The sequence below is a fragment of the Stenotrophomonas sp. 107298_Sma genome (assembly GCF_056480345.1).
Window position 1 is genome coordinate 1,919,189 of the sequence record NZ_CM151094.1, and the last position, 14,756, is coordinate 1,933,944.

Below are 14,756 nucleotides of genomic sequence, written 5' to 3' on the forward strand. Positions count from 1 at the left end.
ACCAAAGGCAAATTGCGGGATGGCTTGGATGCCCAGCATGATCCGCTCTTGGTGGGTGCCAACCTTGGTTGGCACAAACAGGGAGAGGCCTTTGCCCGATCTGGGGGCCAGGTGCCGGACGGGTCGTGCCAACCAAGGTTGGCACCCACCAAAGCAGTAGCCAGCCCCCTGAACCAATCGCCGCCGGCGCGACACTGCGTCGCATCTACCCCCTGCCACACGGCGCGAAAACAGGGTAAAATGTCGCGCTTCCCCACATCTCGGGTATGCCGATGCTGCGCATCCAGGCTGAAGCACTCACTTACGACGACGTCTCGCTCGTCCCCGCCCACTCGACCATCCTGCCCAAGGACGTCAACCTCGAAACGCGGTTGACGCGCGACCTGAAGCTCAAGCTTCCGATCCTGTCCGCCGCCATGGATACCGTCACCGAAGCACGCCTGGCCATCGCCATGGCACAGCTGGGTGGCATGGGCATCATCCACAAGAACCTGAGCGTGGAGCAGCAGGCCGCGGAAGTGGCCAAGGTCAAGAAGTTCGAGGCCGGCGTCATCCGCGACCCGATTACCGTCGGCCCGGAAACCACCATCCGCGACGTGCTGGCCCTGACCCAGGCGCACAACATCTCCGGCGTGCCGGTGGTGGGCAGCGACGGCCTGCTGGCCGGCATCGTGACCCATCGCGACATGCGCTTCGAGACCGAGCTGGACGATCCGGTCCGCCACATCATGACCAAGAAGGATCGCCTGATCACGGTCAAGGAAGGCGCCGCGTCTGATGAAGTGCTGCAGCTGCTGCACCGCAACCGCATCGAAAAGGTGCTGGTGGTCAACGATGATTTCGCCCTGCGTGGCCTGATCACCGTCAAGGACATCCAGAAGAACACCGACTTCCCGAACGCTGCCAAGGACATCGCCACCCGCCTGCTGGTCGGCGCGGCCGTCGGCGTGGGCGGTGATACCGACCGCCGCGTGGAAGCGCTGGTGGCTGCCGGCGTGGACGTGATCGTGGTCGATACCGCGCACGGCCATTCGCAGGGCGTGCTGGACCGCGTCAGCTGGGTCAAGAAGAACTTCCCGAACGTGCAGGTCATCGGCGGCAACATCTGCACCGGTGAAGCCGCGCTGGCGCTGCTGGACAGCGGCGCGGACGCAGTGAAGGTCGGCATCGGCCCGGGCTCGATCTGCACCACCCGCGTGGTGGCAGGCGTGGGCGTGCCGCAGATCACCGCGATCGACCTGGTGGCCGAAGCGCTGCAGGACCGCATCCCGCTGATCGCCGACGGTGGCATCCGCTACTCCGGCGACATCGGCAAGGCGCTGGCCGCCGGTGCCTCCACCATCATGATCGGTGGCCTGCTGGCCGGTACCGAGGAATCGCCGGGCGAAACCGAGCTGTTCCAGGGCCGTTCGTACAAGAGCTACCGCGGCATGGGCTCGCTGGCCGCGATGGAGAAGGGGTCCAAGGACCGCTACTTCCAGGACGCCGCCACCGCCGACAAGCTGGTACCCGAAGGCATTGAAGGCCGCGTGCCGTACCGCGGCCCGGTGGGCGGCATCATCCACCAGCTGATGGGCGGCCTGCGCGCCACCATGGGCTACGTGGGTTGCGCCACCGTCGAGGACATGCGCAGCAAGCCCAAGTTCGTGAAAATCAGCGGCGCCGGCCAGCGCGAGAGCCACGTCCACGACGTGACGATCACCAAAGAGCCGCCGAACTACCGCTCCTGATGCGGGACGAGCAAAGAGGAACGAGGAAGCTGATTCCCGTTCCTCTTTCTCCATCTGCCGCTGAAAAATCTGACGTTTTCGTTTTCCCTACTGCATTGCCGGGGCGCCATGACCAACATCCATAACGACAAGATCCTCATCCTCGATTTCGGCGCGCAGTACACGCAGCTGATTGCCCGCCGCATCCGCGAGCTGGGCGTCTACTGCGAAATCTGGGCGTGGGACCACAACCCGGCCGAGATTGCCGGCTTTGGGGCCAAGGGCATCATCCTGTCCGGTGGCCCGGAATCGACCACGCTGCCGGGCGCGCCCGCCGCGCCGCAGGAAGTGTTCGACAGCGGCCTGCCGATCTTCGGCATCTGCTACGGCATGCAGACCCTGGCCGCGCAGCTGGGCGGTGCTACCGAAGCGGCTGACCAGCGCGAATTCGGCCACGCCGAAGTGAACGTGATCAACCCGGATGCGCTGTTCAAGGGCCTGAGCGACCACGGCGGCGAGCCGAAGCTGAATGTCTGGATGAGCCACGGCGACCACGTCTCCGTTGCGCCGCCGGGCTTCACCATCACCGCCACCACCGACCGCATTCCGGTGGCCGCCATGGCCAACGAAGAAAAACGCTGGTACGGCGTGCAGTTCCACCCGGAAGTGACCCACACCCTGCAGGGCCAGGCGCTGCTGCGTCGCTTCGTGGTGGACGTGTGCGGCTGCCAGACCCTGTGGACCGCCGCCAACATCATCGACGACCAGATCGCCCGCGTGCGCGAACAGGTGGGCGATGACGAAGTGATCCTGGGCCTGTCCGGCGGCGTCGATTCGTCCGTGGTGGCTGCGCTGCTGCACAAGGCCATCGGCGAGAAGCTGACCTGCGTGTTCGTGGATACCGGCCTGCTGCGCTGGCAGGAAGGCGACCAGGTGATGGCGATGTTTGCCGAGCACATGGGCGTAAAGGTCGTGCGCGTGAATGCCGCCGACCGTTACTTCGCCGCGTTGGAAGGCGTGAGCGACCCGGAAGCCAAGCGCAAGATCATCGGCAACCTGTTCGTTGAGATCTTCGACGAAGAGTCGAACAAGCTGAAGAACGCCAAGTGGCTGGCGCAGGGCACCATCTACCCGGACGTGATCGAGTCGGCCGGCAGCAAGACCGGCAAGGCGCATGTGATCAAGAGCCACCACAACGTGGGTGGCCTGCCGGAGCACATGAAGCTGGGCCTGGTGGAGCCGCTGCGCGAGCTGTTCAAGGACGAAGTGCGTCGGCTGGGCGTCGAGCTGGGCCTGCCGCGCAGCATGGTCTACCGCCACCCGTTCCCGGGCCCGGGCCTGGGCGTGCGCATCCTGGGCGAAGTGAAGCGCGAATACGCCGAACTGCTGGCCAAGGCCGATGCCATCTTCATTGATGAGCTGCGCAAGGCCGACCTGTACGACAAGACCAGCCAGGCGTTTGCCGTGTTCCTGCCGGTGAAGTCGGTGGGTGTGGTGGGCGACGCGCGTGCTTATGAGTGGGTGATTGCGCTGCGGGCTGTGGAGACGATCGACTTCATGACGGCGCACTGGGCGCATCTGCCGTATGAGTTCCTGGGGACGGTGAGCAACCGGATCATCAATGAGTTGCGGGGGGTGTCGCGGGTTGTTTATGACATCTCGGGGAAGCCGCCGGCTACTATTGAGTGGGAATGAGTTGAGAGAACGAGGGCGCCGAGAGGCGCCCTTGTTGTATAAGGGGGCGGGGGGCGTTCACCTGGATCGCTAAGGCGTGTCGTTCCTAGGCCTGGCCGAATCCTTCGCTGTGGTGGGCATGCCCGGCTAGGCAGCCGTGCCAGTAAGGCTTGGCGGGCGAGACCAACGCCTAGGGCTGCCTGGTGGTGGGCGAGATGACCAAGATGGTGCCCACCGAAGTCCGGGTGGACGACCGGGCGCCGCCGCTGGGAACTCAGTTGGCCAAGATCGAGCAAGCCGCCACCGCCGGCCGCCAAGCTGGCATGCACCTGACCCTCGAGACCGCACGAACCTTCCGCCTCACTGGCCCGGCCATCGAGGTGGGAACGGTGACCAAGACCTCCACCGAGACCACCAGGTGGGCAACGACGGGGCGTTCAACCTGAAGCAGCCGCACCCGGCCAGGCGGTGGACGTGGAAGGGGGCTGCAAGGCAGTGTTGCCCAGCGATCTCGGTTCCGCGCAAACAGTGACCGAGGTGGCTTGCCAGTGATCCGCCAACCCCTGGAAAACAAAGGGTTGAGCCGTCTCAGGCTTTGAGAAACTGGCCCTGCATCCTTTGGCTGAACGATACTGGCGGCTTGCCTTAGGGGATCACTGGATTCCACTGCTTTCTTGGTTCAATCGCGACGCGGATCCGACACCAAATTCCTTGGAACCCAGCGCAGCAGCTTCCATAGTTCCTGGATGTGCTTGTAGTCCACTCGGTAAGCGGAAATGTTGCCGCAGGTCAGGAAGAGGAGCTTCAGCGTCCGCTCGGTGGCCAGCACGGTCTTCGGATCCAGCTGCCGGCGGCGCATGTCCTCCAGGTGGTCCTCGATCTCCTTGGCTAGGGGGCGAGCCGGGGTTCCCATGGGAAGCGGCTCTGGATATCGAGTGCCTTTCCTCAGAGCGTTCTTGCGTCCGGTCTCGTCCAACGCAGCCAAGATGCATTCCTGAAGATTGATGGCCGCCTCGCGGCCTTGAATGATGGCCCTTTCGGTCAGGAAGCGGCCGATGTGGATGCCTTCCAGATGCAGAGTGCCAAAGGGTGAGGCGATGTAATCAGTGAGTGCTGCGGAGGGGGGGCATCGGTCACTTCCATCAAGAGATGGAAGCAGGGATAAACCAGGCCGCCATTTCGTCAATCCTGTCGATACAAAAATCTGCTTGGCGGGCAACGTCCCTAGGCATTGGGTTGCTGGCGGGGCGAGCTCTTGGGGAACGCCCGATCCGTTATTCTTGCGAAACCCTTTAAAACAAATGGTTTCGGCGATATTTTCGAAGATTTATCGCAGTCAATTCCGTACTCTTTGCATAATATTAACTAACAATGCAGGGCCGCTAACTTTTTTATTTATGAATGGTTGATAAGCGAAATGGTTGTTGGTCTAATGCGATAAGGATGCCAGTTTGCCTGTGCGGGGAGTGGCTTGACTTTGAACAGCGGAACGGAATCAGGGAAAGCACATGTGGTCCGACATCGAAACAAAGCGTGACTACCTCAACTATCTGGAACTGGCGGAGGTCGTCTCTGAGGTTCTGCTCAATCCGAACATGCGCCCCGTTTCCGTGGGGGTGTTTGGAACTTGGGGGACTGGCAAATCTAGCCTTCTGAACCTGATTGAAGAGAGGTTGAAGGGTGATGCGAAAGACGATGTCATCATCATCCGCTTCGATGCTTGGCTCTATCAAGGCTACGACGATGCGCGGGCAGCTTTGATGGATGTCATTGCTCGCCGTCTCTACGAGGCCGCGAAGCAAGAAAAAGGCCTCCTTGGCATCGCCACGAGTTTTCTGGAGCGCGTGAATACGATGCGCGCCCTCGCGTTGGGGGTTGAAGTGGTTGCCGCCTTGCATGGGGTGCCATTGATGGGGGCAGGCTCCAAGGCAGTCACCGGTCTTGGTAAGTTGATTGCCGGCACCCCAGATGCTGAAGGGACTCAGGCTGTGGCAGACGGTGCCAAGGCAGTTGGCGGGCTGCTCGATCCCAAAAAGGTGAATAGTCCGCCCGAGCATATTGATGCGTTTCGAGACGAGTTCCAGAAGTTGCTTGCGGGTCTGAAGAAGACACTGGTGGTCTTTGTGGACAACTTGGACCGCTGTCTGCCGGAACAAACCATCCACACCCTTGAGGCACTTCGCTTGTTCCTTTTCATGGAGCAATCTGCGTTTGTGGTTGCAGCTGACGAAGACATGGTCCGTCACTCGGTGAGCCAGCATTTTGATGGTGCCAACGAGCGTCATGTCACGGACTACCTGGATAAGTTGATTCAAATCCCGGTTCGCGTGCCCAGGCTTGGTGTCACAGAGATACGTGCCTATCTTTTCATGCTCTTTGCGGAAGCCAGCAAGGTCGATGGGAAGAAAGTTAGCGCTCTTCGAAGCGCCCTCGAGGGGAACCTTCAGTCCAGTTGGAAAGAGTCGCCCATCACCGTCGCGGACGCCGTAAAGCTGGTAGGCGACGATGATGCCATTAGGATGAGCTTTGACATTGCGGAACGTATGTCTGGCCTGTTGGCGAACTCCACGTTCGTTGAGGGCAACCCGCGAATAGTCAAGAGACTTCTCAACGTTGTTCGCTTGCGTGCGCGCATAGCGCAGCGGCGCGGGATGCCAGTTGATGAAGCCATGGTCGCAAAGTTCGCCTTGTTCGAGCGTTGCGTCGACCCGATAGCAGTTAAGAAGCTTTACGCGCTCATCAATGAAGCGGCTCAAGGAAAGCCTTACTTGATTGCTAATCTGGAGAAGCTCGCTGATGATCCGAAAAAATTCGAGGACGCTTGTCCGGATGAGTGGAAGAAGAATGCCGCCTTCCTGTATGACTGGATTGGCCTTAAGCCAACGTTGAGTGGGATGGACTTGCGGCCGCTCGTGTATCTGAGCAAAGAAACGGCTGTTCTTCGGTCCGTCTCGGGTGATATGTCGCAAGCATCTGCGGATGCAGTGGTTCGGCTTTTGAACGTAAGGACTATTGCTTCGCCTGCGGCTGGGATAGCGATTGCCGGCATTGCTCCAGGTGAGCATGTCGCAGTTATGAGAGAGCTTCTCGCCTCTTTGCGTGGGCACGCGGACTGGACTAGCCGTCCGGAGGCTATGAATGGGTCGGTTCTGTTGGCCGACTCAGATGTCGACGCAGGTCGGCAGTTGGGTGCGTTCTTGGCGGGCCTTCCCGGCAAAAAGTCGCCGTGGCTGAAGGCCCTTTTGGATGGTAGAGCTTGGGCTAAAGGAGTAGCGTAAATGGGGACTTCAACATCGAGCAAGGGCGCGAACAATCGTAGCCCCCTTGTCCCACCGTGGGCAGACGTAGACGGTGCAGGGCCCGGGCCCAAGCCGGAAGAGAATCGCTTCCGATCCTTCCGCACTCATCTTGGAAAGTTCGTTTCAAGCGGCGATGGCCAGCAGCTCAGTAGGGCACTTGGCAGTTATGCGCGTTCTTCCACAGGCGGTTCTGCCGTGGGGCCCAGGCGTTTCGGCTCTATAGCACAGGCCGGTGCGGGCCTGTTTGGAACACTGAATCAGCTCCGAACAAACGCTCCAAATGCACCGGTGAACCTTGCTGCCATGGCAGGAAGGCCGACGCGCGAGGTCATCGACGCGTTGGTGGACGCGTTGGTGCCGGAGAATGGGGATGCTGACCGGATCCGGAGTGCGCTCAACGAAGCGCTATCGCTCTGCTTGGATGGCGTGGCGGCCTTCGACTTCGCCAGCATTACGGATGAGGTCTTGGTCAACCTGATGGTCACTTATACGGCTCTGTCGATTTTCCAGGCGGTTGTGCTGGACTCTGATAGGGCGTTCACGAAGGGCGCAACCGCAGACGCTGTGGAGCGAGCTGAGAAGGAGCTGATGCAGCTGGTAGAGGTGGTCACTGACAAGCACATGAAGCCGTTGCTTGCGGGAAAGATTGCAGCGCTGACCACGGACGACATGCAGGCCGTGCAACTGGCAGCTATCAAGGAAGTTTGGAAGGAATGGGAGGATTACCAGCAATGACAATCGTCTACGTTCACCCTGATCTGACTCAGCTCCCGCGCCCTCAGGCTAATGTAATTCCAGTCCATCTTTATGGAGGTGTTCCGAACAAGGACGGGATGGCTGCAATCGGTCATGGCATCTACGCTCAGCTGACTCGTCTCAAGGCAGCCATTGATCCAGTTGCGTTCGATTTCCTGTCGCTATCGATGGCAGTCACGGCGGCTGATACGTTCGTCAATCGCGATGACGCTGCCGATGGTTGGGCGCGTGACATCCGCCTGACTGTGGCCCTCGCTGATCCTACTCGGTGGACGCCCGTCGTCCCAGATCTCACCAAGGCGCTCAACTTCCTCAGTGGAGACGTTTGGGAAATCAACATTGTCGCAGGTGGGGAGCAGCCGCCGGTCTTCAAAGTTAGGAGTAGACTGGTTATCGACCCGGCACCCTGCGATTGCGCCTGCCTATTCTCTGGAGGGCTGGACAGCGCTATTGGAGTGCTGGACCTCGTTAAGCAAGGTCGCAATCCCATTTTGGTGAGTCATGCCTACACGCACGACGCCCTGCGGCAAAGGGAGATCTTGCCAAAGCTCGGAACTAAGCTGGTCAGGTTTGGTGCTCAAGCGAGCCCGAACGGCCGCTTGGATGCCAGTCACGACGTGCAGATGCGGACCCGTAGCTTCAACTTCCTAGCGATGGGGGTGCTGATGGCATCCTCACTGGCAGTTCCTGCGAAAAATCGTCGGACTCTATTCGTTCCCGAGAATGGACTGATCGCGCTGAACCCACCTTTGACTCCACGGCGGATTGGCGCACTTAGCACCAGAACGACGCATCCCTATTACTTGCATCTGATGCAGAGTGTTCTGGACCGTGCTGGGCTGCTCGTCGATATCGAAAATCCATACGCTGCGAAGAGTAAGGGGGAGATGATGAAGTCGTGCCTAGATCAGGCGCGCCTAGCCGCCATTGTCGACAGGACTGTGTCCTGCGGGAAATGGAAGCGCAAAAGAACTCAGTGCGGCCGCTGTGTTCCATGCCTAATCCGTCGTGCTGCCTATCATGGCTCCGGCATGAAGGACAATACGCACTATCAGCGTGAGGGTCAGGATCTACAAGACTTCCTTGAGCATGGCAATGACTCCGACGACCTGATGGCAATGCTGCTTGCCGTTAGGCGTCTCCCTAAGACTGACGTGGCGAAATGGGTGTCACAAACGGGCCCGATGCCACTCGCTGCGGCCGATCGCGATTCTCGCGTAGACGCAGTGCGGCGTGGCATGATTGAGGTAGAGAACTATCTCAGGTCACAAGTCCATTTTTGATGTCGGTCCCGTCTGTAGACATGCATTGCCATCTCGATCTCTACCCCCACCCTGGGGTAGAGATCGACCGGGCAGGGGCGAGTGGTGCCTATGTTCTATCGGTCACTACGACGCCTTCCGCTTGGCTGCAAACGCGAGCATTGGCAAGCCGATATCCGCGCATCAAGACTGCGTTGGGACTTCATCCGCAGTTGGCAGGAGAGCGCATTGCAGAGCTCAGCCTGTTTGACCGCCTTCTGCCCGAGGCGCGATATGTTGGTGAGGTGGGCCTGGACGGTGGCGCGAACTGTCGGGATTTCTGGGGTCAGCAGGTCGAGGTTTTTCATCACATATTGAAATCGTGTGCCGACCAAGGCGGTAGAATATTGACTATCCATAGTCGCAACGCTGCGACAGAAGTCATGGATGGTTTGGCCAAAAATAAGGGATTTGGCGTCGCTATACTTCATTGGTTCACAGGGACCAAGAAAGAGTTGGCGAGGGCGATAGAAATGGACTGCTGGTTTTCCGTCGGAAGCGCCATGGTTAGCGGAGCCAAGGGGCGTGAACTTGTAAGGCTAATGCCGCCCGCAAGGGTTCTGACTGAGACTGATGGACCCTTCGCCAAGGTGAGAGGAAGAGCTTTGGCGCCCGCTCAATGCGACGAGGTTATCAGATGCCTTTCGGAAGCGTGGGGTATGTCGTTGGAGTCGGCTGCGGCGCAGGTGGTCAGGAATTTAAAAGAGGTCGTCTCGTTGTAATGGTGCGACGCTTAATGGTTCAGGTGGCTGAGACATCGAGATTTCCTGGGCACGTTCAGGGGGGGGTATGGCACTGAGTGAGAAGACGCTAGAGATCAATATATGCGCGCAACTGGCGGAGCATATTCGTGCTAAGTATGGATTGCGGGTTTTTTGGTATGGGCTCACTCAGGCTGAAGAGGCGAAGCTTGGCTATGACACCAGCTTTAAGGTTGGGGCATTGCAAACGGTGTTTCAGTTCAAGGCGCCGAAGTCTCTGTTGACTCGGACTAGTTATGTCAGATCGAGTGGGGTTTCAATGAAAGCTGGAGGCTACGTGTATGACGTCCCTCACGCGCAAATGCAGACTCTGCTTGGCCATGTCACTGCGAATCCGCAGATTGTCGGATTCTACTGTTTCCCTACGGTGTTCAATGTTCCCCCAAGTAACTTCATGCTGGACAAAACGCTTTTAGTCGGTCTTAGTGGACTCATAAGTTTGCCGCCATCAAGCCGATCCAACGGCGACCATAGGGCCTATATATATCCGGCAGGAGCAGGTGTCGGTACGGCTTGGTTTTGTTCGGATCCATTGAAGTTGGGTGCATCGAACATTGTCGATGTCGTCAATGGACTAATTGACCAATGGATCAAGGACGATTTTCAGCCCTCTCTTAACGAGAAGCGTCCCTTTCAGGCCGAGGACGAAGCGGCATGGGGAGGTGTTGTTATGAGTATCCTTCCTCCGAGGGCTGCATAGGTAGATCCGCCATGGCCCCAAGCTCAACAGATGGCTGGGCTCAGTGGCTCTAGATTTGGCTCTCTTCTGCGGCTGCATTGTCGGCCGCGAGTCGCCGTGCGAACGTGCTCGGTTGCGGACATCGTGGTCATTGCGGCTTTCTACATGCCTCAACAGCGCGCCGACCAGTTCCCCATCGTCCAACGTTTCAGTGCCGGCCAGGAGCACGAGCTCTGCGATTCGAACGCGTCGCTTGGCCTCTTCCCGTCGCTGGGTTTATCTCGCTTTTGCAGCTTGGTGGTGAGTCGCCAGAAGCTCCCGAGCTTGTAACTGGGCGAGTCGTTCGGTGGCCCTTTGGATTCTGTGGTGGTAGTGGGTCGGCTCTGTCATTGTTTTTCTTCTCTGCGTGCTTACGAGTCAAACAAATAAATCGCATGCGTCAAGCTATGGTGAGCTCGAAAGTTTGTAGCCTCTTCAAAACCGAAAAGATCTTAAGAAGGGTTTTGCTCCGATATCACGGACGGTTCTAAGAGAGCTGCAACCTTCTGATCCTGCCTGGCGACCCTTCGTCGCATCCTTGGGTTATGGCGTCGCTCGATGTAGTCAAACACATCCGCTCGTGCTGCATCCAGTGTCGGGTAGCTTGTTCGATAGACCCGCTCACGCTCGAGCAGTCCAGAAGCCTTCGCAGGCAGCGTTGTCGCCGCAATGCCCCGCGGCGCTCATTGAGCAGATCACAGCCCGTTAGCGGCGAGATATCCCTGGTAGTCACCGCTACGGAACTGACTGCCACGATCCGAATGCAGGATGACTTGGTGGCTGCCTTGACGCTGCTAGGCCGCCATCTGCACCGCCCGGATCACCATCTGGCGATCCTGTCGATCGTGCATTGACCGGCCCACAATGCGCTGGTCGTACAGATCCAGCACGATCACAGATACAGCTTGCCCTGCTGTGCAAGAATCCTTTGACACGGTCGTGGATGCATAAGTAGGCTTGCGGTGCCACCTATTCAGGCGATACATCAATGAAAAATTGGGTAAATTCTATTAATGTCGAAAATGAGGGCTTGCGTTCGAAGTGCAAGGATTTATATCAAAATCTCGATCAGGTCGCCAAAGTTGCTATTGGAAGCGCATATGCGCAGCGCCTGTTGCCGTTTGTAGAGCTCAGTGGAACTTTTAGACTAAGTGATGATTTTCCTGATGGCTATACGACGATCGTAGGTGCTGACGATCTCAGTATGTATCTCCAAGGCGGAGAATACGGTGAAATGGTTCGAAGGCAATGTGTGGTAACTATATGTGCCTCCATGGAAGCCTTTGTGAGCTCATTGTTCCCGATCATAGGGTTGGAGGAGTCTGATGGTGAAAGGTTTGGCGAGTTCGCAAAGGAGTTCAATCTGGACATGCAGAACGGCAACAAGGTTCTGAGAAAAATTTATTATATATACAAGCATCTTAAGCTCGCCCTAAAGTTTGAAACGTCAAACTGGGAGAATGCGCAGTGCCCGCAGATGCTGGACGAAATGTTTACGATTAGGCATGTTATAGTTCATTTTGGAGGAGAGGTGAAGAAGCCGGCTCATTGCGAACGGATTGGTAAAATATTTAGAACAGAGAGGGGTGGTCTTACGTTGCCTCCAAACTCAATTGATGACTTTATTCATCGTGTGACGATAAATTTAAATAGCCTTGTAAAGAGGGTGGATTCATACGTCGCTTATTCCGAGCGTAATGAATGACGGCAGAGCAAGCGGACGCACGTTCCGTTGAGTGGTCCTTGCGCTGGTCGACTGCTAGCTAGATGGGGGCGTGACCACATGAGGGACTGGCCGGTTGAAATAGGTTGTGACATTCGGCGTCCTTGGTCGCGCGCTACCTGGCCGAAAAGTAGGCAAAGCCGCTGCTCCCGGCTGAAAGCGAAGCTGAAGGTCGTGAGGTCGTGGCAGCTAAAGGATTTCAGACCTCCAAAGCCAATGTTGCAAAGTTGCTGACGTTGCCAGTCTCCGGAATCTGCTGTCAAATTTGCCTCCAGAGCACTTTCATCCTGTGGCGCTTGATCGCGAGGATCTGGAGGAATACGTGAAGATCTTAAAGCGATTCTGCGCAAGCTGGGACGCCCCGCGGCCGGACGTGCTCAATGCGTTCTGATAGGTGCTTCGACGCGCACCCGCAGCGGCATTGCGCCGCGTGGGGCAATACCGCCGTGTGCAGGTCAACTCCGATGTTAGGCGGCTTAGGGAGGCCGTGGCGATGAGTCAGAAGATTGAAGACGTTCTTCAAGTTCTTGCTGGCATCCGCAGTGGCTATCAACCCGACAAACCCGAACCACTTCGTATGGTGAGGGTTCGGGTAGTCCGTCAGATCGCAAAGCAGCGTGGCGTTGACTACCAAACCATTGCGGATACTTACATCCGTCGGCTGGCTCCAGGCATTGAGCGCACGCCGGCCTTTGACCAGCTCGTAGAGGATTGGCTGGCGGCAGGATCTCAGTCGCTGCAGCATATTCTTCAGAGTCATGCTTTAGACCAAGGTGACCTGGTACGCATAAGTAAGTTCTTTGCGCCTACCGCCTAAGAAGCACTCAAGCCTAAACCGCTTCGAGTCTCTGCCTGAGTTTTTACTGAGAACGACTGTTTCTTCCCGGAGCGGACGTTGGCCGATACTTCGCTCGATCAAACCTGTTGCTCGTGTGCTCGCTTGGGCTCAATCACTCAGGCCTGACCTCCCGACAAGCCCACTCAGCCAACCCCCGGCAAGCCAGAAACAGCCCATCGACAACCCCCTCATCCAGATGCCGCTCCGGCTCCGCTGCTACCCGGCAGCGATCCGCCGAATGCAGGACCTCCAGCACCGTCAGCAGCCCTACCAGGGCGCGCTCCGTCCTCGCCAGGCTCACGCGACGGCCGGGCGACACGTCGTTCTCCGGCCAGGGCAGGCCATCTGCACCCTCGCAGCCGCGCATGCGCTTGAGGATGCCAAGCAGGGAGTTCAGGTCGGGCAGTGGAGTGTCGTCGTTGATGGGCTCAACAACGGTGTACGAAGAGAAGGTGTCGGAATCGTTCATGGCGTCGGTTTCCTTGGCTGTGCTTAACAGCGCCACCGCGTATGCGGGGTGGCGGACGATGCGTGGCTGCAAACCGGGATGAGATAGCACCATAGACCGGTGGGCCCGAAGACCCCCACGCACCGCCCGCCATACAGGCCGACGGATTGCCCGCCGGCACCGGTTAAGGACGGTGCCGACGGGCAAGCGTAAACAACTGGTGCTTTTCTCATCGCGGGTTTGCAGACCCGGTGCCACCCGTTGTCGGTGGCGCGCCATGGTGTTTACGCTGCCGCTCCGAATGCAAATTGAATTTCGCGAAGAAATCGCGGAATTCGAGAGCGAAGAACTATTGTTGCACGCACTGTTCGTGCAGCACGCGACGCTGCAAGGCGCATTCGTGCAGATGCTCTTCTGATTGCGAATAGAAGTGGCGCAATCGCCCATGCCGCAAGCGAATAGCGCGACGGCGTTCTTTGCAACAGTTCTTAGTCAGCCTCGGCAGACAAGGGCGACCGATCAGCCGTATACCCCGAAAATCGGCTCAAACACGACACCGCCAACGAGCATCGCAGCCTCAACCAGCACCATCCCCGACCACCGCCGCATTCCCCACCAGCAACTCAATCATCGCCCGCGCCGCCGCCGACTGCCGCCGATGCGGCGCATAGATCACCGAGAACGGGCGCGATCTCCCCCGCAGCTGCGGCAGCACTTCCACCAGCTGCCCGCGCAGCAACCGCTCGCGCACGATGAACTCATAGCTCTGGCAGATGCCAATGCCCTGTTCCGCCAGCGACACCACGCCCAGCACATCGTCGGAGGTCTCGATGGACGAACGCGGCAGCCAGTCCACGTCGCGCCCGCCGTCGCGGAAGATCCAGGGCGCCAGACGTCCGGTGCGTGGCATCACGAAGGGCAGGCACAGGTGCTGCTGCAGATCGTCCAGCGTCTGCGGCGTGCCGCGGCGCTGCAGGTAGTCCGGCGCGGCCACCAGAAGCAGAGGGGCATCCTCCAGCTTTCGCCCCACCAGCCCGCTGTCCGGCAGCTGGCCCAGGCGGATGGCCAGGTCGAAGCCCTCGGCCACCAGGTCCACGTTGCGGTTGGTGATGTTCAGTTCCACCTGCACCTGCGGGTACTGCTGCGCAAAGCGCGCCAGCACGGGCGGCAGCCGGTAGTGGCCATAGGTGGTGGGCACGCTCAGTCGCACGCGGCCGGCCAGCGCACCGTCCTGGGCCAGTACGTCGCGCTCTGCATCGTCCAGCAGGCCGAAGGCGGTGCGCACCTGTTCCAGATAGAGCCTCCCGGCGTCGGTCAGGCCCACGCGGCGGGTGGTCCGCTGCAGCAGCTGCCGGCCCAGCCGCGCTTCCAGACGGGTGACCGCACGGCTCAGCACCGAGGGCGTGGTGGACAGCGCCACCGCGCCGGCTGTGAACGAGCCGTGCTCGACCACCGCCAGGAACACCTCCACGTCGCCCAGGTAGTCGAACTTGCGGCTCATTTGGCTCTCCGGGGAACAGATTTTTTGC

13 protein-coding genes and 3 pseudogenes are annotated in these 14,756 nt (G+C 58.9%); 11 read left to right on the forward strand and 5 right to left on the reverse strand.

The features are described from left to right. The first annotated feature begins 272 nt into the window (after nucleotides 1-272). The 3 genes from guaB to ACZK2G_RS09045 all read left to right on the forward strand — a co-directional run bounded on the left by guaB (nucleotide 273) and on the right by ACZK2G_RS09045 (nucleotide 3,829). Nucleotides 273-1,730, forward strand: coding sequence for an IMP dehydrogenase (guaB, locus tag ACZK2G_RS09035; protein ID WP_032976170.1), 1,458 nt, complete (start codon nucleotides 273-275; stop codon nucleotides 1,728-1,730). Nucleotides 1,731-1,838: 108 nt separating this feature from the next. Beyond that, entirely contained in the window at nucleotides 1,839-3,404 is a 1,566-nt protein-coding gene (gene guaA / locus ACZK2G_RS09040) for a glutamine-hydrolyzing GMP synthase (RefSeq protein ID WP_049410928.1), read from the forward strand. A gap of 194 nt (nucleotides 3,405-3,598) precedes the next feature. Then, nucleotides 3,599-3,829, forward strand: coding sequence for a hypothetical protein (locus ACZK2G_RS09045; protein WP_478475278.1), 231 nt, complete (start codon nucleotides 3,599-3,601; stop codon nucleotides 3,827-3,829). Nucleotides 3,830-4,074: 245 nt separating this feature from the next. Here the strand turns inward: ACZK2G_RS09045 and ACZK2G_RS09050 are convergent. Beyond that, a pseudogene (locus tag ACZK2G_RS09050) lies at nucleotides 4,075-4,542 on the reverse strand (integrase); the annotation flags it as partial. A gap of 349 nt (nucleotides 4,543-4,891) precedes the next feature. Here ACZK2G_RS09050 and ACZK2G_RS09055 point away from each other — a divergent pair. The 5 genes from ACZK2G_RS09055 (at nucleotide 4,892) to ACZK2G_RS09075 (ending at nucleotide 10,200) form a co-directional block, all read left to right on the forward strand. After that, nucleotides 4,892-6,661 (forward strand): KAP family P-loop NTPase fold protein, encoded by a 1,770-nt coding sequence (locus tag ACZK2G_RS09055; protein ID WP_478475280.1) that lies wholly within the window; start codon nucleotides 4,892-4,894, stop codon nucleotides 6,659-6,661. Nucleotides 6,662-6,970: 309 nt separating this feature from the next. Next, nucleotides 6,971-7,417 (forward strand): hypothetical protein, encoded by a 447-nt coding sequence (locus ACZK2G_RS09060; protein ID WP_478475282.1) that lies wholly within the window; start codon nucleotides 6,971-6,973, stop codon nucleotides 7,415-7,417. Continuing rightward, nucleotides 7,414-8,721, forward strand: a complete 1,308-nt coding sequence (gene qatC / locus ACZK2G_RS09065; RefSeq protein ID WP_478475283.1) for a Qat anti-phage system QueC-like protein QatC — start codon at nucleotides 7,414-7,416, stop codon at nucleotides 8,719-8,721. The genes ACZK2G_RS09060 and qatC overlap by 4 nt, the downstream gene beginning before the upstream one ends. A 20-nt stretch (nucleotides 8,722-8,741) precedes the next feature. Next, nucleotides 8,742-9,461: a Qat anti-phage system TatD family nuclease QatD gene (qatD, locus tag ACZK2G_RS09070; RefSeq protein ID WP_478475284.1), complete on the forward strand. Its 720-nt coding sequence runs from the start codon at nucleotides 8,742-8,744 to the stop codon at nucleotides 9,459-9,461. A 67-nt stretch (nucleotides 9,462-9,528) separates the two neighbouring features. Beyond that, entirely contained in the window at nucleotides 9,529-10,200 is a 672-nt protein-coding gene (locus ACZK2G_RS09075; protein ID WP_478475620.1) for a hypothetical protein, read from the forward strand. 84 nt (nucleotides 10,201-10,284) lie between these two features. On the opposite strand, the pseudogene ACZK2G_RS09080 reads toward ACZK2G_RS09075, so the two are convergent. Further along, nucleotides 10,285-10,569: pseudogene (locus ACZK2G_RS09080) on the reverse strand (hypothetical protein); the annotation flags it as partial. Between the two features lie 101 nt (nucleotides 10,570-10,670). Continuing rightward, nucleotides 10,671-11,143, reverse strand: a pseudogene (locus ACZK2G_RS09085) (DDE-type integrase/transposase/recombinase); the annotation flags it as partial. Between the two features lie 63 nt (nucleotides 11,144-11,206). Here ACZK2G_RS09085 and ACZK2G_RS09090 point away from each other — a divergent pair. Continuing rightward, entirely contained in the window at nucleotides 11,207-11,923 is a 717-nt protein-coding gene (locus tag ACZK2G_RS09090; RefSeq protein WP_478475285.1) for a hypothetical protein, read from the forward strand. A 511-nt stretch (nucleotides 11,924-12,434) separates the two neighbouring features. Continuing rightward, entirely contained in the window at nucleotides 12,435-12,758 is a 324-nt protein-coding gene (locus ACZK2G_RS09095) for a hypothetical protein (RefSeq protein WP_478475287.1), read from the forward strand. 133 nt (nucleotides 12,759-12,891) lie between these two features. Here the strand turns inward: ACZK2G_RS09095 and ACZK2G_RS09100 are convergent, their stop codons facing one another. Continuing rightward, nucleotides 12,892-13,248 carry a hypothetical protein gene (locus tag ACZK2G_RS09100; RefSeq protein ID WP_478475288.1) on the reverse strand — a complete coding sequence of 119 codons (357 nt, stop codon included), beginning with the start codon at nucleotides 13,246-13,248 and terminating at the stop codon, nucleotides 12,892-12,894. A 256-nt stretch (nucleotides 13,249-13,504) separates the two neighbouring features. Between ACZK2G_RS09100 and ACZK2G_RS09105 the strand changes: the two genes are divergently transcribed. Next, nucleotides 13,505-13,645, forward strand: coding sequence for a hypothetical protein (locus ACZK2G_RS09105; RefSeq protein ID WP_478475289.1), 141 nt, complete (start codon nucleotides 13,505-13,507; stop codon nucleotides 13,643-13,645). Nucleotides 13,646-13,804: 159 nt separating this feature from the next. On the opposite strand, the gene ACZK2G_RS09110 is transcribed toward ACZK2G_RS09105, so the two are convergent. Further along, nucleotides 13,805-14,728, reverse strand: coding sequence for a LysR family transcriptional regulator (locus ACZK2G_RS09110; RefSeq protein WP_478475291.1), 924 nt, complete (start codon nucleotides 14,726-14,728; stop codon nucleotides 13,805-13,807). Between the last annotated feature and the right edge of the window lie 28 nt (nucleotides 14,729-14,756).

What these genes read in the sequence shown, in the direction of transcription:
- guaA (WP_049410928.1), top strand. Translation starts at nt 1,839, where the DNA reads ATGACCAACATCCATAACGACAAGATCCTCATCCTCGATTTCGGCGCG.
- ACZK2G_RS09090 (WP_478475285.1), top strand. Translation starts at nt 11,207, where the DNA reads ATGAAAAATTGGGTAAATTCTATTAATGTCGAAAATGAGGGCTTGCGT.
- ACZK2G_RS09055 (WP_478475280.1), top strand. Translation starts at nt 4,892, where the DNA reads ATGTGGTCCGACATCGAAACAAAGCGTGACTACCTCAACTATCTGGAA.
- ACZK2G_RS09075 (WP_478475620.1), top strand. Translation starts at nt 9,529, where the DNA reads ATGGCACTGAGTGAGAAGACGCTAGAGATCAATATATGCGCGCAACTG.
- ACZK2G_RS09110 (WP_478475291.1), bottom strand. Translation starts at nt 14,728, where the DNA reads ATGAGCCGCAAGTTCGACTACCTGGGCGACGTGGAGGTGTTCCTGGCG.
- ACZK2G_RS09095 (WP_478475287.1), top strand. Translation starts at nt 12,435, where the DNA reads ATGAGTCAGAAGATTGAAGACGTTCTTCAAGTTCTTGCTGGCATCCGC.
- ACZK2G_RS09100 (WP_478475288.1), bottom strand. Translation starts at nt 13,248, where the DNA reads ATGAACGATTCCGACACCTTCTCTTCGTACACCGTTGTTGAGCCCATC.
- ACZK2G_RS09045 (WP_478475278.1), top strand. Translation starts at nt 3,599, where the DNA reads ATGACCAAGATGGTGCCCACCGAAGTCCGGGTGGACGACCGGGCGCCG.
- qatC (WP_478475283.1), top strand. Translation starts at nt 7,414, where the DNA reads ATGACAATCGTCTACGTTCACCCTGATCTGACTCAGCTCCCGCGCCCT.
- qatD (WP_478475284.1), top strand. Translation starts at nt 8,742, where the DNA reads ATGCATTGCCATCTCGATCTCTACCCCCACCCTGGGGTAGAGATCGAC.
- guaB (WP_032976170.1), top strand. Translation starts at nt 273, where the DNA reads ATGCTGCGCATCCAGGCTGAAGCACTCACTTACGACGACGTCTCGCTC.
- ACZK2G_RS09105 (WP_478475289.1), top strand. Translation starts at nt 13,505, where the DNA reads ATGGTGTTTACGCTGCCGCTCCGAATGCAAATTGAATTTCGCGAAGAA.